18 protein-coding genes and 2 pseudogenes are annotated in these 20189 nt (G+C 71.9%); 8 read left to right on the plus strand and 12 right to left on the minus strand.

From position 1 onward, the window contains the following. Positions 1 to 187 precede the first annotated feature (187 nt). A complete protein-coding gene (thiC, locus tag DQ392_RS18620) occupies positions 188 to 1996 on the plus strand; it encodes a phosphomethylpyrimidine synthase ThiC (protein ID WP_114016758.1) in 1809 nt (602 codons plus the stop codon). Between the two features lie 180 nt (positions 1997 to 2176). On the opposite strand, the gene DQ392_RS35325 is transcribed toward thiC, so the two are convergent. Continuing rightward, complete coding sequence (locus DQ392_RS35325) at positions 2177 to 2557, minus strand: hypothetical protein (RefSeq protein WP_245981642.1); 381 nt, start codon at positions 2555 to 2557, stop codon at positions 2177 to 2179. Between the two features lie 293 nt (positions 2558 to 2850). Continuing rightward, positions 2851 to 3012, minus strand: a pseudogene (locus tag DQ392_RS36220) (BRO-N domain-containing protein); the annotation flags it as partial. Between the two features lie 298 nt (positions 3013 to 3310). Here DQ392_RS36220 and DQ392_RS18635 point away from each other — a divergent pair. After that, positions 3311 to 3811, plus strand: a complete 501-nt coding sequence (locus DQ392_RS18635; RefSeq protein ID WP_114016916.1) for an NUDIX domain-containing protein — start codon at positions 3311 to 3313, stop codon at positions 3809 to 3811. A gap of 10 nt (positions 3812 to 3821) precedes the next feature. Here the strand turns inward: DQ392_RS18635 and DQ392_RS35990 are convergent, their stop codons facing one another. The 3 genes from DQ392_RS35990 to DQ392_RS18650 all read right to left on the minus strand — a co-directional run bounded on the left by DQ392_RS35990 (position 3822) and on the right by DQ392_RS18650 (position 8361). After that, positions 3822 to 5849: a pyridoxamine 5'-phosphate oxidase family protein gene (locus DQ392_RS35990; protein WP_342774958.1), complete on the minus strand. Its 2028-nt coding sequence runs from the start codon at positions 5847 to 5849 to the stop codon at positions 3822 to 3824. A 70-nt stretch (positions 5850 to 5919) separates the two neighbouring features. Further along, entirely contained in the window at positions 5920 to 7440 is a 1521-nt protein-coding gene (locus tag DQ392_RS18645) for a globin domain-containing protein (protein WP_114016761.1), read from the minus strand. A 210-nt stretch (positions 7441 to 7650) separates the two neighbouring features. After that, positions 7651 to 8361: an HAD family hydrolase gene (locus DQ392_RS18650; RefSeq protein WP_114016762.1), complete on the minus strand. Its 711-nt coding sequence runs from the start codon at positions 8359 to 8361 to the stop codon at positions 7651 to 7653. Positions 8362 to 8580: 219 nt separating this feature from the next. Here DQ392_RS18650 and DQ392_RS18655 point away from each other — a divergent pair, with 219 nt between their 5' ends. From DQ392_RS18655 to DQ392_RS18665, 3 genes and pseudogenes are all read left to right on the plus strand, one after another. Then, positions 8581 to 9141: a DUF2269 domain-containing protein gene (locus tag DQ392_RS18655; RefSeq protein ID WP_114016763.1), complete on the plus strand. Its 561-nt coding sequence runs from the start codon at positions 8581 to 8583 to the stop codon at positions 9139 to 9141. Positions 9142 to 9169: 28 nt separating this feature from the next. Next, positions 9170 to 9550 (plus strand): annotated as a pseudogene (locus tag DQ392_RS18660) (MarR family winged helix-turn-helix transcriptional regulator); the annotation flags it as partial. Positions 9551 to 9703: 153 nt separating this feature from the next. Continuing rightward, positions 9704 to 10102 (plus strand): GNAT family N-acetyltransferase, encoded by a 399-nt coding sequence (locus DQ392_RS18665; RefSeq protein WP_425470558.1) that lies wholly within the window; start codon positions 9704 to 9706, stop codon positions 10100 to 10102. On the opposite strand, the gene DQ392_RS34505 is transcribed toward DQ392_RS18665, so the two are convergent. From DQ392_RS34505 to DQ392_RS18680, 3 genes are all read right to left on the minus strand, one after another. Beyond that, entirely contained in the window at positions 10083 to 10502 is a 420-nt protein-coding gene (locus DQ392_RS34505; protein WP_181856482.1) for a MarR family winged helix-turn-helix transcriptional regulator, read from the minus strand. The two genes, DQ392_RS18665 and DQ392_RS34505, sit on opposite strands and share 20 nt — an antisense overlap. After that, positions 10477 to 10926, minus strand: a complete 450-nt coding sequence (locus DQ392_RS18675) for a YunG family protein (RefSeq protein ID WP_245981644.1) — start codon at positions 10924 to 10926, stop codon at positions 10477 to 10479. Before DQ392_RS18675 ends, DQ392_RS34505 begins: the two co-directional genes overlap by 26 nt. Positions 10927 to 11050: 124 nt before the next feature. Further along, positions 11051 to 11674 carry an ArsR/SmtB family transcription factor gene (locus tag DQ392_RS18680; RefSeq protein WP_114016766.1) on the minus strand — a complete coding sequence of 208 codons (624 nt, stop codon included), beginning with the start codon at positions 11672 to 11674 and terminating at the stop codon, positions 11051 to 11053. A gap of 146 nt (positions 11675 to 11820) precedes the next feature. Between DQ392_RS18680 and def the strand changes: the two genes are divergently transcribed. Beyond that, entirely contained in the window at positions 11821 to 12486 is a 666-nt protein-coding gene (gene def / locus DQ392_RS18685) for a peptide deformylase (RefSeq protein WP_114016767.1), read from the plus strand. A gap of 31 nt (positions 12487 to 12517) precedes the next feature. Here def and DQ392_RS18690 read toward each other — a convergent pair whose 3' ends face one another. Further along, positions 12518 to 12901 carry a VOC family protein gene (locus DQ392_RS18690; protein WP_114016768.1) on the minus strand — a complete coding sequence of 128 codons (384 nt, stop codon included), beginning with the start codon at positions 12899 to 12901 and terminating at the stop codon, positions 12518 to 12520. A 186-nt stretch (positions 12902 to 13087) separates the two neighbouring features. Between DQ392_RS18690 and DQ392_RS18695 the strand changes: the two genes are divergently transcribed. Further along, the gene (locus DQ392_RS18695; protein ID WP_114016769.1) at positions 13088 to 13822 is read left to right on the plus strand and encodes a dienelactone hydrolase family protein; all 735 of its coding nucleotides are present in this window, start codon (positions 13088 to 13090) and stop codon (positions 13820 to 13822) included. A 423-nt stretch (positions 13823 to 14245) separates the two neighbouring features. Here the strand turns inward: DQ392_RS18695 and DQ392_RS18700 are convergent, their stop codons facing one another. Further along, entirely contained in the window at positions 14246 to 14938 is a 693-nt protein-coding gene (locus DQ392_RS18700; RefSeq protein WP_114016770.1) for a type 1 glutamine amidotransferase domain-containing protein, read from the minus strand. A 198-nt stretch (positions 14939 to 15136) separates the two neighbouring features. Here DQ392_RS18700 and DQ392_RS18705 point away from each other — a divergent pair, with 198 nt between their 5' ends. Further along, positions 15137 to 16000: a helix-turn-helix transcriptional regulator gene (locus DQ392_RS18705; RefSeq protein ID WP_114016771.1), complete on the plus strand. Its 864-nt coding sequence runs from the start codon at positions 15137 to 15139 to the stop codon at positions 15998 to 16000. A 66-nt stretch (positions 16001 to 16066) separates the two neighbouring features. On the opposite strand, the gene DQ392_RS18710 is transcribed toward DQ392_RS18705, so the two are convergent. Continuing rightward, entirely contained in the window at positions 16067 to 16876 is an 810-nt protein-coding gene (locus DQ392_RS18710; protein ID WP_114016919.1) for a PIG-L family deacetylase, read from the minus strand. Positions 16877 to 17245: 369 nt separating this feature from the next. After that, positions 17246 to 19744 carry a replicative DNA helicase gene (dnaB, locus tag DQ392_RS18715; RefSeq protein WP_114016772.1) on the minus strand — a complete coding sequence of 833 codons (2499 nt, stop codon included), beginning with the start codon at positions 19742 to 19744 and terminating at the stop codon, positions 17246 to 17248. Between the last annotated feature and the right edge of the window lie 445 nt (positions 19745 to 20189).

Raw genomic sequence — 20189 nt, forward strand, 5'->3', positions numbered from 1 at the left:
GCAAGAACGTCCATGCGGGGTGTTCAGTACGGGCGGTGTGCCGTTAGCGTAGAGACGCCTTTGCACATCGCGGGAGCTCCGAGCACGGGGCTGAGAGGGCGCTGACCTCCGTGGAGGGAACCACGGAAGCCGCTGCGCCGACCGCCGAACCTGTTACCGGGTAATGCCGGCGTAGGGAGTGGGTCTCATGACCACGCAGGATGCACACGCGCGCCCCGAGAACACCTCGGACGCCACCGAACCCGCGCAGCACGCCATCGGCTCGCACAAGGGATATCTGCAAGGACCGCGCCCGGACATCCGGGTGCCCGTCCGACGCGTGCATCTCACCAACGGCAAGGACGTGACGCTCTACGACACCTCCGGGCCGTACACCGACCCCGCCATCGACACCGACGTACGCCGCGGTCTCGCACCGCTGCGCGAGAACTGGATCATCCAGAGGGGGGACACCGAGGAGTACCCGGGCCGCGCACTGCGGCCCGAGGACGACGGCCTCAAGCACACCAGCCCACGCGGCGGACTGCTGCGGAGCGGATCGAGTGACCTGGCCGGCCTGGACGCCGTCTTCCCCGGCAGGCCACGCCAGCCGCGCCGGGGCCGCGACGGCACGGCCGTCACCCAGCTCGCCTACGCCAAGCGGGGCGAGATCACGCCGGAGATGGAGTACGTCGCACTCCGCGAGAGCCTGACGCCCGAGTTCGTCAGGGACGAGATCGCCGGCGGCCGGGCCGTCCTCCCCGCCAACGTCAACCACCCCGAGACCGAACCGATGATCATCGGGAAGAACTTCCTGGTGAAGGTCAACGCCAACATCGGCAACTCCGCCGTCACCTCCTCCATCGAGGAGGAGGTCGAGAAGATGACGTGGGCGACCCGCTGGGGCACCGACACCGTCATGGACCTGTCCACGGGGCGCAACATCCACACCACCCGGGAATGGGTACTGCGCAACTCCCCCGTCCCCATCGGCACCGTGCCGCTCTACCAGGCGCTGGAGAAGGTGGACGGCAAGGCCGAGGAACTCTCCTGGGACGTGTACAAGGACACCGTCCTCGAACAGTGCGAACAGGGCGTCGACTACATGACGGTCCACGCCGGCGTCCTGCTGCGGTACGTGCCGCTGACAGCACGCCGCAAGACCGGCATCGTCTCGCGCGGCGGCTCCATCATGGCCGCCTGGTGCCTGGCCCACCACCGGGAGAGCTTCCTCTACGAGCACTTCAGCGAACTGTGCGAGATCCTGCGCGCCTACGACGTGACGTTCTCCCTCGGCGACGGGCTGCGCCCCGGCTCCATCGCCGACGCCAACGACACCGCGCAGATGGCCGAGTTGGACACCCTCGGCGAGCTCAACCGCATCGCCAAGGCGCACGACGTGCAAACCATGATCGAGGGCCCGGGCCACGTCCCCATGCACAAGATCAAGGAGAACGTCGACCGGCAGCAGGAAGTCTGCGAAGAGGCCCCCTTCTACACCCTGGGCCCCCTCACCACGGACATCGCACCCGCCTACGACCACATCACCAGCGGCATCGGCGCCGCGATGATCGGCTGGTGGGGCACCGCGATGCTCTGCTACGTCACCCCCAAGGAACACCTCGGACTGCCCGACAAGGACGACGTCAAGACAGGCGTCATCACCTACAAGATCGCCGCCCACGCCGCGGACCTCGCCAAGGGCCACCCCGGAGCACAGGACTGGGACGACGCCCTGTCCGACGCCCGCTTCGAGTTCCGCTGGGAGGACCAGTTCAACCTGGCCCTCGACCCGGACACCGCCCGCTCCTTCCACGACGAGACCCTCCCCGCCGAACCCGCCAAGACCGCCCACTTCTGCTCCATGTGCGGCCCCAAGTTCTGCTCCATGAAGATCTCCCAGGAGATCCGCGAACGACACGGCGCCACCATGGACGAGGTCGAGGCCGGAATGGCCGAGAAGTCCCGGGAGTTCGCCGCCGCGGGCAACCGCGTGTACCTGCCGATGGCCGAATGACCACCCGGACACCCTGGACGGCTGTGTAGAGTCCCCCCGGGGCCCGAAGCCGCACGTTGGAGGTGCGACTTCGGGCCCCACCCACGCGCGCCGGACGCCGGGCGCCGGAGCGCACGCACACGTGCGTGCACGGGACGCCAGGCGCCCCGCCCGCGCGCACGTACACCCGCACACGGGAGGCTAGGCGCCGGGGAGCACGTAGACCTGCGCGCCCTCCGCGTCCACCCCCCGCTGCCGCACGCAGTTGTGGCGCAGCAGCAACCGCAGCGCCGCCAGCACCTTCTCCTGCGGCAGACCCGTACGGCCCACCACCTCCTCCATACGGACCCGCGCCTCGCCCTGCGCCGTCAGCATCCCCGCCATCAACGCGGCCACCGGCCACACGTCCTTGGTGATCGCCAACTGGTTCCGCTCCCAGAGCGACAGCAACGAGACGGCGCCCGCCGAGCGCTGCGGGGCGGGGGCAGGCGTGGGCCGCGCTTGCGCCTCCCCGCGCCCGGGATCCGTGTTCTCCACGAGCCGGCCCAGCAAGCCGATGATCTCCCGGTGCTGCGCGAGCATCTCGGGTGCTGCACGAGCATCTCCTGATGCGCGGCCGTCACCCCGCTCTCGAACCGCCGCTCCTCGCGCCGCTGCGCCAGCCACTCCTCGTCCATGCGGAGGTTGTGCTCCTCCAGCCGCACGATGGCGTCCGCGACCTCCGCCGGCATCGCGTAGGCCGTCGGCGCGTCGGGCTCCCGCGGTTGGACCTCCGCCTTCTCGAGGGTGTAGAAGCCCTCGCGCTGTACTTCGACGACGACTTCGGTGATCCAGTTCTTGAACGGCTCGCACTCGCGTTTCACGCAGCCGTTGACGAGGCGGATGAGGCCGCCGAGGCTCAACATCGTCATCGACTTCTTGAGCCCCTGACCTGGAGGAACAAGCCAACCCTCACGGGAAATGAGGGTTTCGAGTGTGGTTCGCATGTCCTCGGGCACGTGTCGCCGCAACGCCTCGCTGGGGTTCGTGTGTCCCAGCTCACGGGCGACGTCGGCGGCCGGGAACCAGTGCCGTCCGAACCGGCGCCCGGTTAGCGTTCGTTAACTCGAACGAGTGAAGTACCGCGCACACAAAGGGCGGTTCGTGGCTCCCCCCTCTTGCCACGAACCGCCCGGCTCTACGCGCGAAGCTGCGCGGGGGATCCACAATAGTTGACTTAGCGTCAGTGTCCAATCACTTATCGATATAGGCGTATCGAGAGATTTGCTCGCCCGGACACGCACAGTCACCAAAGCGGAGGGTTTGACCAAGGCCCACTTGGGCCAGACCTCCTGCATGTTCGTCGCACGCCCAGTGGTCAAGCGGACCGCCCGCGCCATCCTCCTCGCCCCCGGGGAAGAACAGGGCCCCGAGGACCTGATCGTCATCAAGCGCACCAAGCCTGGCCGGGAGCCGTACTGGATCACGCCGGGCGGCGGCGTCGAGCCGGACGTCGACCGCACCGTGACCGACGCCCTGCACCGCGAGGTCCACGAGGAGTTGGGGGCGGAGATCACCGACGTGGTGCCCGCCTTCGTGGACACGGTGAGTGACCCTGAGGAGACTCCGGGTGGTGTGAAAATTCAGCACTTCTTCGTGTGCCGTCTCGTTTCGATGAACCCCGCGCTGCGCCACGGGCCCGAAGTGGACGACCCGTGCGGCCGCTACGAGATCACCCGGCTCCCCTTCACGCCCGAGGGCGTCACCTCCGTCGACGTCGTGCCCCCGGCGCTACAGACCTATCTGGCCGCCAACATCGAAGGGGTACGGGCGCTGCTCGCGCCCGACCTCCGGTGAACGAGAGGCTCTAGCCGAACCATCCCTGGAACGCCGAGTCCGGCTCGGGCTCCTCGGTCTCCGCGCCCCTGCGCTGTGCCTCGGCCAGCGCCCGCTCGGCCTCCTGGCGCCAGGCCGAGATGTCCCGTGCGTACTCGTCGTCGTCCACCGAACCGGGCCCGGAACGCGCCGAGATGGCGGCGGAGACGCCGGACGGTGCGGACGGTACGGCCGGCGGTGTCGGCGCAGCGTGCCGCCGCCGCCTGGGCAGCGGGGCCGGTACGGACGGAGGCGGAATGGTGTAGTCGGTCTCCCCGACGGCACCGCCGCCCACGCCCCCGTCGCCGTCCGCGGACGGCGACGGGGTGGCGTACGCGTACGTCGCGGGGCTCGCGTCCGGGGGGACGGGTGCCGGTGAGGGCGCCTGTGCGGAGCCGGTCCCGGGCGGGCCCGAGGGGGCGCCCGCCGTGTCGCCGGACGCCGGGTACCAGGCCGCCGGCTCCAGCTCCGAGACCGGTCCCGCCACGGGTGGGGCCGCCGGCATCCGGGGCATCGGCGGCACGTGAGGCGGCTGCGTCGGCGGTGCCGGATATCCGGCGGGCAGTCCCCGCCCCACGGGGCCGTCGTCGGACTGCCGGCCGGCACCCGCCTGCTCCTGACCCTTCTCCCGCGGTCTCTCTCCGGCGTCGCCCGGGCGGCGGGTGAGGAGGGCCAAGCGCTGTGTGGCCTCGTCCGGTCGCCGGCCGGCGTCCGCCGCTTGCCCTGGGGCATCCGCGGCGTACTCGCCGGCGTCGGCCGAGCGTGGGCCGCCCTCGGCCGACCGCTGGGCGTCCTCGACGGATCGGTGTGCGGGGACGACCGCTCGGGCGGACGGCTGGCGGGTGACGGTGTTCGGGCGGGTGGGTGGACGTCCGGTCGACGCGTCGGAAGGCCCGCCGGTGAGGCTGTCGGTGAGGTCGTCGGCGAGGCCGTCCGAGGGGTGGGCGGCCGGGCCCGGTGCGGTCCTCCCGGGGTCGGCGGCCGCGTCACCGCCGCCGCGCTCGTGGAACTGCTCCGCCGCTAGGCCGTGCGCCTCGTCGCCGCCCTGGGCCGGCGTCCTCGCGTGGGCGGACGCCTCACCACTCTGCTCCCCTGGTTCCCCGGGTCCACCGGGTCCGCCAAGTTGTTCGCCGGATCCGCCCGGCGCGGGCGTCCCGTGCGGCGCGGCGCCGGTCCCGGCCCGCGCCGCCGGCTCTCCGGTCTCCTCCACTCGGGCCGCGCGGGCGGCGCGGGCGTCCCGTGCGGCGCCGAAGAAGTCGCCGCCCTTGCGCTTGTAGTCGTCGGTGCCCCACTCACGGGCCGGGCGGCGGGGGGCCCGCTGGAGGTGGGGGATGTGCTTCGCGCAGTGGATGTACGCCTCTTCGACGTCGACCCGCACCCACAGGACGGCGCGCCGCCCCGGTATGGGGTCCTCGGGCAGGTCGGGGATCCAGGGGCGCAGTTCGGCGTCGTCGAGGACCTCGGCGCGCCCGTTGACGTGCAGTCCGATGCGCGCGCGGATGAAGTCGACCAGCAGGAGGCCCGCATGGGGGTTCTCCTGGATGTTGCCGAGGCTGGCGTGGACGCCGTTGCCGCGGTACTCGGGGAAGATCAGGGTCCGCTCGTCGAGCACGCGCAGGAACCCGGGGGGTCCTGCGCGGAAGCTGTTGTCGCATTCGCCGTCGCGGTCGGACGTGGCGAGGAAGAACATCTCCTGCTGGCGGACGAACTCGCGCATCCGCTCGTTGAGGTGGTCGAGCACCTGGTCGTCGTAGAAGCGGTTCGCGCGTTTCTGCGAGCCGATACGTTCCTGCAACGCGTGTTCGCCCGCGCTGCCGGGGCGCCGCGCCGGGGCACCGTCGGCGTCGGACGGGAAGCCGCCGGGGAAGCCCTCCGGGGCGCCGACCCGCGCTTCGGTCCGCGCATGCGCGGGGGAGCCGGCGTGCGCACCGAGGTGCGCTTCGGTACGCGCTCCGGTTCGCGCGGCGGCGGGCGTCGTGTCCCCGGCGGGTCCTTCCCCGCTTCCGTTCGCCTCACTCACCGCCGACACTCGTCCCCTTCCACAGCGTCCTCGACCGGTTTCCCGCGTCACCGACGCAACACCTCATCACTTACGCCCCCTGCGCGACCAGTTCTTCGAGGGAATCGTGGCGTATGCGGTGGGTCGGGATACCGAGTCCCACCAGCGCCTCGACCCCGCTGCGGATCATTCCGGGCGGCCCGGAGAGGTAGCCGTCGTACGCGGGCCAGGGGCCGTAGCGGCGTACGGCGTCGGGGAGTTCACCGGCGAGCGCGTCGGGTACCGCCAGTGTTCCGCCCGTGGCGACGACGGGGCGTACGGACAGCCAGTCGTAGCGGTCCTGGAGCCCCAGCATGGTGTCGAGGTCGTAGAGGTCGTGGTTGGTGCGGGCGCCGTAGAACACCTCGACGGGGCGGCCCGTGCCCCGCCCGGCCACGTCCTCGACCAGGGCCTTGATGGGGGCGATGCCGGTGCCGCCGCCCAGGCACAACAGGCCGCTGTCGGCGCGGTGGTCGACGGTCATCGAGCCCGCCGGGGGGCCGAGCCGCAGCACGTCGCCAGGGCGGGCGCGCTGCACCAGCGAGGAGGAGACCCACCCCGCGGGTACGGACTTGACGTGGAAGGTCAGCAGTCCGTCGGTGCGGGGTGCCGAAGCGAAGGAGTAGTGCCGCCACACGCGGGGCCACCAGGGGGTTTCCAGGCTGGTGTACTGGCCGGCGCGGAAGGGGTACGGCTGGTCGGGCCGCACGGTGATCACGGCGACCTGCGGGGTGCGGCGCTCGTGGGAGACGATCTCGGCGTCCCACCAGGCGGGGGAGTGGCGTTCGGCCTCGGCCGCGGCGTCGATCATCTTCTGGGAGATCGCGGTGTAGGCGCGCACCCAGGCCGCCTCCGTGCGCGGACCCCAACTGTGGGGCGCGTAGCGGGCGAGCGCCGCCATGAGGCATTCGCCGACGGCCGGATAGTGGGTGGGCAGCGTCCCGTACTTGCGGTGTCCGCGGCCCAGGTTGGCGAGGTAGTCGCCGAGGAGTCTGCCGTCGTCGAAGAGGCGGACGGCGGTGAGCAGCGCGCGGAAGAGCCGGTCGCGCTGGCCGTCCATGGCGGCGGGGAACATCTCACGCAGGTGCGGGTACTGGACGAACAGCAGTGCGTAGAAGTACGCGGTCGCGGCGTCGGAGGAACGTTCCAGCTCCTCCATGCTCGCGCGTATCAGCTCGGCGTCGCCCGGCTCGGTGCCCCCGGGTTCGCCCACGGCTGCCGGATGCGTGCCCCCGGCTGCCGTGTGCGCGGCCGCCTGGGCGGCGGAGGCCGGGTGGGTTTCCGTGCGGACGGGGGCTTCCGCGTACGCGGGGGTCTCCGCCCGGGCGGGGGCCGCCGCCTGGTGCACGGGGGCCGCCTGCCGTGCACCGGGCCCCTGCCGGGCCGGAGCGCCCCGCTCGGCCGGGGGCGCCTGCTGGGCCGGCGCTGCCGCTCCGGGCGCTGCCGGCGTGGTGCCGTTGCTGGTCGGCGCGGTGTGCTCCGCGGGTGCGGCATCGGACGGCGGGGGCGTGAACCAGCCCCGCCCGCCGCTGCCACCGGCGGACGCACCGTCGCTGCCCGACATGGTGGTCATGCTCGCCTCGCCTTGTACATCTGCCGGATGTTGCGTGCACATCCGCGTTCCGAAAGTTTCGGCAATCCGCCCCCTGTGAACATCGCGCGTGGAAACCTTCGCAGTTCTCCGGCACGATGCGGGAGGGACCCGACCATACCGTGAAGGCTTCGCTCCACAACCCCCGTTCGCCGTTCCGGCGAATTCCGCCATTCGGAACACCGAAGTGAATTACCGTGGCGGCGGAACCAGTCCGTACGCCTCGCGCAGATCGCGTCCCGCATAGTGGTACGACGCGAGGGAACGCACATGCTCATCGGCGTTCACAGCGACCGAGACGGGCACGGTGGCGAACAGCTCGGCGTCGGAGAGGGAGTCGCCGTAGGCCACGCAGTCGCGGGGCGCCACCCCGAATTGGGCACAGAGTTCCTGCGCGATCTTCACCTTCGAGGACGGAGAGAGAATCCCGGCGGGATCCACGGGCCGCGTGGGATACCTCGCACTTCCGTTCGGCATTGCGCGGGGGACCTCCGGCCAGCGTGAACCGTGCGTAGCGTCGGCCCCCCAATCCCGTAGTCGCCGCACAAAGAAATCCGGCGAGAGGGAAATCACCGCGCAGTGCTCCCCTTTCGCCCTGATCTGTTCCCAGACCTCCCGGATTCCCGCCAGCCACGGTGCGCCCGTGAAGGCCGCCTCGACGATCTCGTCGGTCAGCTCCGCCCACAGCGCGCACGCCCGCGCGGCGAACTGCGGCGCGGTCAGCTCGCGCTGCGCGAAGGCGAGTTCCAGTGCCCGGATCTCCCGCTCGACGCCGAGCTGCTGCGCGATCTCGACGGCGGCCGCTGAGCCGTACAGCAGAGTGCCGTCGAGGTCGAAGAGGTGGAGTCGGGGGCGCCGTCGTCCCGGCGCCTGTGGTGCGCTCACGTACTCAGCCGGGTCCATACCCGCGATCGTACGAGCCCGCCACCGGCGTACCGCACCCGAGGCGGCGAGCGAGCCTTGCGGTACCCGGCGAACGCGTCGCCGTACCCGGCGAACGCGGCGGGCGCCCCGCCCTGCCCGGCGAACGCGGCGGGCGCCCCGCCGTACTCGGCCGCGAGTAGCCGCGGATACTCCCGCCGTCAGACGCCGCCGGGGCCCGCCGTGCACAGACTCGGCGGTATGCGGCGACTGACCCGACGTGCCCGAAGAGGCACCCTCGCTCTCCATGTCTGCGCCTCGGCCGGCTGGCTGGGCATGACGCTGTGCCTGCTGGCACTCGGCCTCACCGCGGCGCTCACCGGCTCCCCGGCGGTGACGGAGGCCTCCTACCGTTCCATGAAGGTGTACGGCGACTGGCTCGTCGGCCCGCTCGCCCTGCTCACCCTGGGCACCGGGGTCCTCCTCTCCCTGGGCACAAAGTGGGGGCTGGCCCGGCACTGGTGGGTGTGGATCAAGTTCTGGCTCACCACCGCCGCCGCGCTGGCGAGCGTGCTGGCCTTCCGCGTACGGATCGACAGCACGGTGGCCGACGTGGTGGCGGGGCGGCCCGTACTGCCGTTGGAGCTGGTGATCCCGCCCGCCATCTCCCTGAGCGCGTACGTCTTCATGACGGTGATCTCCGTCCTCAAGCCGTGGGGACTGACGGCGCGGGGGCGGCGCCACCGGGCCGCCGCCCCCACGCGTCGCGTGGCGCGCTCAGCCCTGGCGGGTACCGGCGCAGGGGCACGCGGGGACGGCTGACCCCCCTGGCGTATCCGGCGGCCTGCGTCATCATCGGCGCGCCCTCCAGGCCGGACACGAGCTGGGCGTCCGCGAGTTCTCCCTGCTGAACGTCCTCAGCGTCCAGCACGACGGGGACGGCGGCCACTTCCGCATGCACCACCTGGCCGAAGCCGTCGTCCTGAGCCAGAGCGCGACCATCCGGCTCGTCACCCGGCTCGAGGACCGCGGCCTGCTGCGCCGCTGCCTGTGCCCCGAGGACCGGCGCGGCATCTACACGGACGTCACCGAAGAGGGGCACACCCTCCTCGAAGCCGCCCGCCCCACGCACGACGCGGCGCTCGAGGAAGCCCTCAACTCAGCCGAGGAGCGGCCCGAACTCGCCCCCTTGGTCGCCGCCGTCCGCGAACTCGCCCCGGCACCGGCGTAACCGGTCGACCGGCGCCGCACGGGGCGTAAAGTGCGGAGGATGAGCACCGCATCCACCGGCTCGGCCGCGCCCGCCGAGTCCCCCACCGAGTCGCCCGACGCGGGGTTCACCGTGCGCAGGGCCACAGCCGAGGATCTCCCCGCGATCGTCGCCATGCTCGCCGACGACCCGCTCGGGGCCGCTCGCGAGACGCCTGCCGACATGGCCCCCTACCGCGCCGCGTTCAGCCGCATCGACCCCGACCCGCGGCAGCACCTGGTCGTCGCCGAACGCGACGGCAAGCCTGTCGGCACGCTGCACCTGACCGTCATCCCCGGCCTGTCCCGCCGCGGAGCCGCCCGCGCGCTGATCGAGGCCGTACGCGTCCACGCCGACGCCCGGGGCGAGGGCCTGGGCACCTGGCTCATCGAGTGGGCGATCGCCGAGGCACGCCGCCAGGACTGCGTACTGGTGCAGCTCACCTCCGACGCCACCCGCGTCGACGCGCACCGCTTCTACGAGCGGCTCGGCTTCGAGGCCTCGCACCTCGGCTTCAAGATGCCGCTGGTCTGACGCCGGTCCGGTAGCCGGCGTCGGTACGCCGGTACGCCGGTACGGACGGCGCCCAGGCGGCGTGCCGGCACTCACACCCTGGCGCGCGCTTAAGCATCGACAGGAACACGGCGCGCTCGCGTGCGCTGAAGCCCTCCAGCAGAAGGTCGTTCGCCCGCTCGGCCGCGACGGCGCACCGTGCGAGCAGTCGCTCGCCGTCCTCGGTCAGCCGTACGGCGTTCTTGCGCCGGTCCGCCGGGTGCGGTTCGCGGCGCACGTAGCCGTCACCCTCCAGGTCGTCGAGGATGCCGACAACGTCCTTGGGGCCGAGCGCGACGCTGCGCGCCGGCTCCGCCGCGTCGCCGCCGGGTGAGGACCGCCCCGCCGCTTCGCCGTCACCTGCCGAGCCGGGCCCGCACACGACCGCGCAACAGCGTGTACTCCGCGGCCCGGCGCAGCGGGCGGCCCACCGGGCGCGGCACGGTGACGCCCTCCGTGACGACCTGGCCGGCACGGAACTGATCCCGCGTGAGGTCTATCTCACGCCCGCCCGGCAGCCGGTTCCACCAGTGGAATCCCTGCTGCTCGCCGTTGGCCGCGTACACCTCCCCGCACATCAGCTCGCCGCCCAGCAGATCGTGCACCACCAGGGCGGTGACATCGCACTGGCCCCAGGAGGGGTTGGCCGGGCTCCAGCCGGCGCGGGCCAGGTCGTCCGGCGAGCACGTGTCCGCGCCCCAGGACTCCCGCAGGGCCCACTCGAGCCGGCCCAGCCCACCGTCTATCCGCCCCAACTCCCCCGCGCCCACGCCCACACCGGCAACCTCGACCGCATCCACACTCATGCCAGCAAGCATGCCCCACGCCACTGACAACGACCCCTGGAGATCGCAACGGGACGGCACGATCCCGCCACACTCCGGGGAGCCTTTACCCCACAGCCAGACACAAGCGAAGGAAACACCCGGCTCAGGACGTGGCATCCGGTCGGCCGTCCAGCCCGCGCTCCCCCTCGTCCGTCCCATGGGGAAGGAGGGGGAAGAGCCGGGTGATGAGGGCGACGGGGCGGGCGCCCTCCGGGCGGGCCAGCGGACGCTGCTCGCGGTCCTGGTAGGGGGCCAGTGCCCGTCGCACGGCGTCCGCGACCCGGGTCATCTCCTCGGGGGTCAGGTAGGCGACGGCGCTGAAGGCCTCCTCCTGGCGCCATGCGTCCGGCGCCAGGTCCCGCTGGGCGAGCCACCGCTGCCAGCTCTCGTCCTCCAAGCCCCGGGCCAGAGCGCCGAACTCGGCGTGAGAAGCGCCGGACTGGGCGGGGGAGGTGCCGGCGGCCCGCGGCTCTCGCCGCAGGCGCCAGGGCCGGGCGCGGCCGCCCGTGTGCGGGGCCTCCTCGATGCGTCCGTGGCGCGCGAGCTGGCGTAGATGGAAGGAGCAGAGCCCTGAGCTGTAGCCCAGCCGCCCGGCCGCTTCGGTCGCGGTGACGGCGCCCACCTCGGCGAGGAGCTCCAGCAGGGCCGTGCGGACCTCGTGCTCGCGCAGTTGGTCGCCGGCGCCGGGTGCGTGCCGGGGTGTGGGGGCGAGGTCGTCTTCAGTCACTTTGCAAAGTCTGCTACTTTGCAAAATCGCTGGCAAGTGGCGGGCAAGGGGTCCGGTCCACGCCGGCGACATCGGGCGCGGCGAGGTCCGCCTGGCCCGTGGGGCGTGCGCAGCGCCGTGGGGCGCGCACAGAAAGGGAGACAGCGATGCCTGTTCGTCGCGAGCGGTCCCGGTTCCTCGACCGGCGGGTCCACGTCCAGGGCGAGCCGGTCGCGTCCTACCCGGCGCGCGCACCCGAGGCGGAGCGGGGCGCGGTGCGCCGGGTCACCGAAGTGGGTGAGGAGGTCCTGCACCGACCGTGCCGGGAGGTGACCGCCTTCGGCTCCAGCGACCTGTCGGCACTGATCGACGACATGTTCGCGACGATGTACGTGGCCGACGGCGCAGGGCTCGCCGCCAACCAGGTGGGCGTCGGCCTGCGGCTGTTCGTCTACGACTGCCCCGACGACGACGGGGTGCGGCACGTCGGCCACCTCGTCAACCCCACTCTCGAACTGCCCGAGGCGCCGGACCGGCGGCTCCTCGACGACTCCGAGGGCTGCCTGTCCGTCCCCGGCGCCTCCCTGACGGTGCCCCGCACCGACCGCGCCGTCGCTCGCGGGTTCGACAAGGACGGCACCCCGCTCGTCATCGAGGGGACGGGCTACTTCGCCCGGTGCCTCCAGCACGAGACCGACCACCTCTTCGGCCGCACGTACCTGGACCGGCTCTCCAAGCGGGACCGCAAGGAGGCACTACGGCAGATGGAGGACCGCCGCGCAGACGTCCACGCACAACGCACGGCGAAATCGGCCGAGTTGCGCCAGACCTGAGGCCACGCGAGGGCACGCGAAGGCGCGGCGGTCAGTCGGCCAGCCAGAGGCAGAAGGGATGCCCTGCGGGGTCGAGCCAGACACGGACGTCTTCCTGCGGCTGGTGATCGGCCAGGACCGCCCCCAGCGCGGCAGCTTCGGCTCCGGCGCTCTCCAGGTCGTCGACGCGGATGTCGAGGTGCATCATCATCTGCTGGTCGGACGGCCCGGCGGCGGGCCAGCGGGGGCGGACGTGGTTCTCCTCCCGCTGCACGGCGAGGCCCACTCCGCCGTCGGCCGCCCGCAACAGGATCCAGTCCGGCTCCTCGGCCTCGATGTCCCAGTCGAGAAGCCGCTGGTAGAAGCGGGCGAGGCTGCCTGGATCCGGCGCGCTGATGTTGACGGTCGTCAGCGCGGGTCCGCGAGCTTCAGCCATGTCGTTCCGCCCCCTCCGGGTGCCGCTGCGCCGCCTCCGTGTGCGACGCGACCACCGTGCCAGCCAACCGCCCTCGTGTCAGGCGTGCCCACCCGCAGGCGCCCGCCTGTACTCGTCCGTCGTGCTCGTCCGCCCGTGGCGAAAGGGCGGTCCGGGTGGCTCGGTACTCGCTAGGGTCCGGTTCCCATGGCAGCGATCACCACGCGCACGGTCGCGTATCCGGCCGACGGCCTGACGATGGCCGGGCACCTCGCGCTCCCCGCCGGTACCGGCCGTCGGCCCGCGGTGCTGGTCGGCCCCGAGGGCATGGGGCTCAGCGACGTCGAACGCCGCCGGGCCGACGCGCTCGCCGAGTCGGGGTACGTGGCGCTGGCCTTCGACCTGCACGGCGGACGCTACTTGAGCGCCCCCGAGGAGATGTTGGCCCGTTGCACGCCGCTGCTCGCAGAACCCGACCGGATGCGGGGTATCGGCCGTGCGGCGCTCGACGTGCTCCGTGCCGAGCCGCGGGCCGACCCCGACCGGATCGCCGCCATCGGCTACGGCACCGGGGGCGCGGTCGCACTGGAGCTCGGGCGCGGGGGCGTCGGCCTTCGGGCGATCGGTACGGTCAACGCGCTGACCACGGGGCGGCCCGGCGAGGCGGCGCGCATCCGCTGTCCCGTGTGGGCCGGGGTCGGATCGCAGGACCCGATCATGTCCGCCGAGCAGCGGGCCGCGTTCGCCGCCGAGATGCAGGCCGCGGGCGTCGACTGGCGCCTCGTCGTGTACGGCGGTGCCCTGCACGCCTTCCACCATCCGCCGGTCGACCACGACGCCGTCCCCGGCGTCGGTCACCACCCGCTCCACGCGCGGCGGGCCTGGCGCGACATCGTCGACCTGCTCACCGAGTGCCTGCCCGTGACAGATGTCTGCCTGTGACAGGTGCTGACAGGTGCCTGCCCGTGATGGCGGGCGTGCTCTTCGCCCTCGCCGCGGTGTCCGCGATCATGCTGGTGCGCACCCGGCCCGCCACACCGGGCACACCCACCGCACCCGTGCCGCCGGGGCCTCCGGGTCCGGATCCGGCTCCGACTACGACTACGGGCAGCCGGTAACCCGGCGACCCGGCAGCTCGCCGGCCCGTCGCCACGGCCAGCAGTCCCGCCGAGGCCGCGCCGGCGCGCGCTGCCGTGCCCACACCGCGCCCGCACAAGGCGTCGTCGGAGATGTCCTGCTCGACGTCGCGTGACAGTCCGTGGGCGGCGGGCCCGCGCGCAGACCCGCCGCCGTGCCGGGGCAGCGCCCGCCCCGCCCCGTGCCGGGGCAGCGCGCGGGCCGCCGACGAGGCGCCCGGCGCCCCGCTCAGCCGAGGGCGGCGATCATGTCCTCGGCCATGCGGGTGCTGGAGGCCGGGTTCTGCCCGGTGAACAGGTTGCGGTCCCGCACGTTGAACTGCTCGTAGGCAGGCCCTTCGACGTGCACGGCGCCCCTCTCCCTCAGCCGGGCGGCCAGCAGCCAGGGAGCGCCCTCGGCCGTGCCGAACAGCCGTTCCTCCTCGTCGGTGAACGCGGCCATCTCACGGCCGGCGAACAGCCACCGCCCCTCCGCGTCCACCGCGCTGAGCAGGGCGGCGGGGCCGTGACAGACAGCTCCGACGAGCTTGTCCGCCGCGTCGGCGGCTGTCAGCAGACGGCCGAGATCAGCGTCCTGGTGGAGGTCCACGACCGGACCGTGACCGCCGGGAAGCACCACCGCGGCGTAGTCGTCGATGTCGGCCTCGTCCAGCTTCAGCAGCGGCCCGAACTCCCGGAGCGCCTTCTGCGCGTGTGCCACGTGAGAGGCGCAGTCCGCACCGGCGACCTCGGGGTCGGCACTGTGCCGGTCGAGCGGCTGTAGGACCCCGCCGGGGGAAGCGAAGTCGACCGTGTGACCGGCCTCGACGAACCTCGCGTGCGGGGCGGCCAGCTCCTCGGCCCAGTAGCCGGTCGGATAGACCGAGCCGTCGGTACGCTCCCAGCCACTGGCGGCGGACATGACGATCAGAATCTTGCTCATGGGCACACGGTTCCTCTTGAGGGGACGGGACGGCCGCACGGAGAACCCGCTCGGCACCCCTCCACCCTGTGCCGCGCCCAGCGCCGGCGGGGGCGCATACCACGCCCTGCGCAACCGTGGACGGCCGAACCCAGGACGGCCGGACCCAGGACGCACAGGGACGGCCACGAGCCGGCACCGTCCCCGACACTGGAGGGTGTGGCAGACAAGAACCATGAACTCGCCGATTTCCTGAAACGGGCCCGGGGCCAGAGCGACCCGTCCAGGTCCGGCCTGCCCTCGGACAGCCGCGTCCGTCGCGTCCCTGGCCTGCGCAGGGAAGAGGTGGCACGCCTGGCCGGAGTCTCGACCGACTACTACACCCGCCTCGAACAGGGCAGGAACATCACGCCCTCACCGGCCGTGATCGAGGCGATCGGCCGCGCCCTCGCCCTCGACGAGGCAGGCAGGGCCCACCTGCGTGACCTCCTCGGCGTGGCCGCTGCCCCGGCCCGCCGGCGCCCAGGACGCGTCCAGCGCGTACGCCACGGCCTCCACCAGCTCCTCGACGCCCTCGACGGCGAGCCGGCCCTCGTCCTCGGCCGCCGTACCGACATCCTCGCCGCCAACCGCATGGCGCGCGCCCTGTTCGCCGACTTCGAACAGCTGCCGCACCGGGAGCGCAACTACGCGCGCTGGATGTTCCTCGACGACGACGCCCGCGCGCTGTTCACGGACTGGGAGGACCAGGCGCGCGCCGCGGTGGAGAGTCTGCGTCTCGACGCAGGCCGCGACCCCGAAGACCAGGCCACCGCCGCCCTCATCGCCGACCTGCGCGCACGCAGCCACGCGTTCGACACCTGGTGGGAGCAGCACCGCGTCCATCAACGCACCCACGGTTCCAAACGCCTGTGCCACCCCCTCGTCGGCGACCTCACCGTCGAGTACGAGACCCTCACCCTCCCCGGAGACCCCGACACGACCCTGTACGTCTACACCGCCGAACCCGGCTCCCCCTCGAAACGCGCCCTCGGCCTCCTCGCAAGCTGGACCTCTCCCCGAACCGCCACCCACTCGCCCTGAGCGGCCCCGAGACCACCACCCGCGCTCGCCCACGCGCCCCCCGGGGCTCCTGTCCGGATGAGTGGATCAGCGCAGTCCGGCGAAGAGATCTTTCTCGGGTACCGCCGCGCCGGTGGCGCCCCGGACCCGTAGGAAGGTCTCCATACCCATGAACTCGCCGAACCTCTCCTTGCCCATCCTGAGGAAGAAGATGTTCTCGCCCTGACTGGCGTGCGCGGCCAGCGCGTCGAACTTCTGGCCGCTGAACGCGGTGGTGTCCACCCACGTGGTGATCTCATCGTCGGGGAGGCCGAGCTCGGCCATCGCGGCAGCCTCGGCAGGATCCGGCTCCGGCATGTCCGGATCGAACTCGCGCGCGATCTCGCCGAACCGCCGCATCCCCGAGCGGGGCATCGTGGTCCAGTACACCTTCGGTGTCAGCCCGGTCCTCTCCAGCGCCGCCATCGTGATGCGGTGGGCCTGGATGTGGTCGGGATGGCCGTAGAAGCCGTTCTCGTCGTAGGTGACGACCACGTCGGGCCGGTAGTGCAGCATGAGTTCCGCGAGTCGGGCCGCGCCTTCCTCCACGGGGGTCTGCCAGAAGGATCCGGGGGCGTCGTTGCTCGGCCAGCCCGTCATCCCGGAGTCGGCGTAGTCCAGCATCTCCAGATCGCTGACCTTGAGGACGTCGCAGCTCGCCGTGAGTTCTTGACGGCGCATCAGTGCGACGGCGGCGGGGTCGTGCCCGGGATCGCCCGGCTTCACACCCCCCGGGCCGTCACCGCAGCCGCCGTCGGTGCACGTCACGAGCACCGTGCGGATGCCTTCCGCCGCGTACCGGGCGAGGACTCCTCCGGTCGAGGTGGCCTCGTCGTCGGGGTGGGCGTGTACGGCCATGAGCGTCAAGGGCCGGTCGGTCTTCAAGCAGTCCTCCTGCGACGTCTTGGTTCGAGTGCGCGGCGGGCGTACCGCGAGCCCGGGACCCGGATTCTGTCGAGGCGGACGACGTGCGGCCTCCGAGTTCCGCGCCCGAGCCGCGCCGCTCGCCCGATCGATGCAACGCTTCCGGCCGGCCCCGCTGTTCCCGGCACGGCCGCCCGCCTCTTCTCGTCGTCCCAGCCCGTGTCGCTGGGCTGCCGTCTGGGGAACGTGCCGCTTCCTCAAGCCCCGGACCCGCGGAACATGAGGGCTTCGCCCCCTCGGTCTCCGACTGGCCACCGACCGCGAGACGCGAGCACGAGACCTGAGGGTCCTGCAACCCGGGCGTCAGGTCTGCGCCATGTCCACGAAGCGGGAGTAGTGGCCCTGGAAGGCGACGGTGATGGTGGCGGTCGGGCCGTTGCGGTGCTTGGCGACGATCAGGTCGGCCTCGCCGGCGCGGGGAGACTCCTTCTCGTAGGCGTCCTCGCGGTGGAGGAGGATGACCATGTCGGCATCCTGTTCGATGGAGCCCGATTCACGCAGGTCGGAGACCATGGGTTTCTTGTCCGTGCGCTGCTCGGGGCCTCGGTTGAGCTGGGAGAGGGCGATGACCGGCACCTCCAGCTCCTTGGCCAGCAGCTTGAGGTTCCGGGACATCTCCGAGACCTCCTGCTGACGGGATTCGGGGCGGCGGGAGCCGCCCGTCTGCATCAGCTGGAGGTAGTCGATGACGATCAGCTGGAGGTCGTTGCGCTGCTTGAGCCGGCGGCACTTGGCGCGGATCTCCATCATCGACAGGTTCGGCGAGTCGTCGATGTAGAGCGGCGCGTCGGTGACGCCGGGCATCTGCCGGGCCAGCCGCGTCCAGTCCTCGTCCGTCATCGACCCGGACCGCATGTGGTGCAGGGCCACCCGCGCCTCCGCGGACAGCAGCCGCATGGCGATCTCGTTGCGCCCCATCTCCAGCGAGAAGATCACGCTGGGCATGGCGTGCTTGATGGAGCAGGCGCGGGCGAAGTCGAGAGCGAGGGTGGAGTTGTGGGTGGGGATCATGGAGCGGGTGGCCAGATACAGCCGATCCGGATTGTCCACCTGCACGCATCGGACCGGAACGCTCTCGATCTCCTGGACGTCGGTGATGAGGCGTTGCGTGAGCCCCGGGGTGCCGGAGCCCCTGCGCTCCCGGTGCACGCGCCGCTTGCGTCCCGGTCCGAACACGTCGTCGGTCGGCTCGAAGGTCACCTGGTAGGCGGTGGATGACCCGGCAGAGCCGCCCTTGCCCTGCTCGGTTCGCACAGCGCAGCGATAGCCGAGGCTGACGGCCAGTTCGCGGAACCCCTGCGCCAGCGCCTTGTGCGTGGCCGTGAACCGCACCGATCCGGCGTTCGTGACCGTTCCGTCGGCCTCCAGCAGTCCAGCGAGCAGTTCCCTTCGCTGGGTCACCGAACCACGCAGGTACTCCTGCGGGATGTGCTTGTCGTACAGAACGCCGATGTCGCCGAGCGTGCCGAGAAGGCTCTCCTGCTCCCCCGTGCGGGCGGCGTCGGTGTTGCCGCCCCCCAGCCACGCCCCCAGGGTGTAAGGGGGGATGGGCAGGTCACGGTGCGGGAGAGCGAGAGGGTCCGCGTTGTCCACCGTGTGGTTCCCGCGCTGGTCCCCCGTGACGCAGTGCAGCGTGGCGGCGATCTCCTTGGTCGTCCTGACCGAGGCGGAGGTGTGCTGCTCGCGGTGGCGGTCGTGCTCGGCTGCTGCCGCTTGCGCCGACTCGCGGGAAGCCCGGGTGCCGGTGAGCCACTGATGGTCCGCGTCGGCGATGACGGAAGTACCGTCGTCGAAAGTCATCCTGAAACAGGGCCGGTCCGTCATCACGTCGGTCGCGGCCACGACACGGGTCGGCTTCCCCGCCGCGTCGATCAGGTGATCACCGGTCCTCACCTCGCCCATGGTGGTCCACCCTGTGGGCGTGGGCAGCGGGGTGTCGAGCGCGAGGGCCTTGCCCATGGCCGGGCGGGCCGCGATGACGATCATCTGGCCCGGGTGGAGGCCGTTGGTGAGGGAGTCCAGGTCGGTGAAGCCGGTGGGGACGCCGGTCATCTGGCCGCTGCGGGAGCCGATGGCCTCGATCTCGTCGAGGGCGCCCTCCATGATGTCGGCGAGGGGGAGGTAGTCCTCGGAGGTGCGCTGCTCGGTGACGGCGTAGATCTCGGCCTGGGCGCCGTTGACGATGTCGTCGACGTCGCCGTCCGCGGCATAACCCATCTGGGTGATGCGGGTGCCGGCCTCGACGAGGCGGCGCAGCACCGCGCGTTCGCGGACGATCTCCGCGTAGTAGAGCGCGTTGGCCGCGGTGGGCACCGCCTGGACGAGCGACTGGACGTAGCCGGGGCCGCCGACGCGGCCGATCTCGCCGCGGCGGGTCAGCTCGGCGGTGACGGTGATGGGGTCGGCGGGCTCGCCCTTGGCGTAGAGGTCGAGGACGGCCTGGTAGACCGTCTCGTGCGCGGGCCGGTAGAAGTCCGGGCCCTTGAGGGTCTCGACGACGTCGGCGATGGCGTCCTTGGACAGCAGCATGCCGCCGAGTACGGACTTCTCCGCCTCCAGATCCTGCGGGGGCACCCGCTCGAAGCCGCCGGGTGGGCCTTCGGGGCCGCGCTCGTGCTGCTCGGGCAGGCCGCCTGACCGCTCGTCACCGCCGCGGCCCCCGCGGGGACCTCGGGAGCCGTTGCCGCCCGCGTATCCGTACCCGTCGCCGCCTCGGCCGCCCGACCGGGCGACGGGGAAGCCCTCCTCGGCCGCGAGGTCGGCGGCCCAGGGGTCCTCCACCTGTTCGGGTTGCTGCGTCACCCGCCTCGCCTCCTCCCACGGCTCCGTCGTACGGCACAGTCTTACGGCACAGCACTGACAAAAGGCTGGCAGTCGAAGCGCCTCATCCCGGGTTACGGCACGTCGGTCGGCCGGTGAAGAAACGGGGAACGGCGGGCGCGCGCTGGTACACCGTAGGCGGCCCGCGCGGTTCAGCCAATCACCTTATCCACAGGGTGGTGTGGACAGTCGGGGCCAAGCTGTGGAGAAGTCGCCGAAAGCTGTGCACGAGTCGGGGGACAGCGCTGTGGATTACTCGTACGATCCCTCCAGGCTTCCCGTATGACCTGCGGTTTTGCCGTCCACCGGCTGTGCGGGGAAAAAACTTCACCCCTCCGCGCGCAGGAGTGTCACCGAGGGTGCACAAGCCTGTCCTGTACACCACCCGGTAAGCGGCAGTAGCCCCTTGCACTCATTACCTGTGGAT

The organism is Streptomyces reniochalinae (assembly GCF_003323735.1).
Classification (GTDB): Bacteria; Actinomycetota; Actinomycetes; order Streptomycetales; family Streptomycetaceae; genus Streptomyces; species Streptomyces reniochalinae.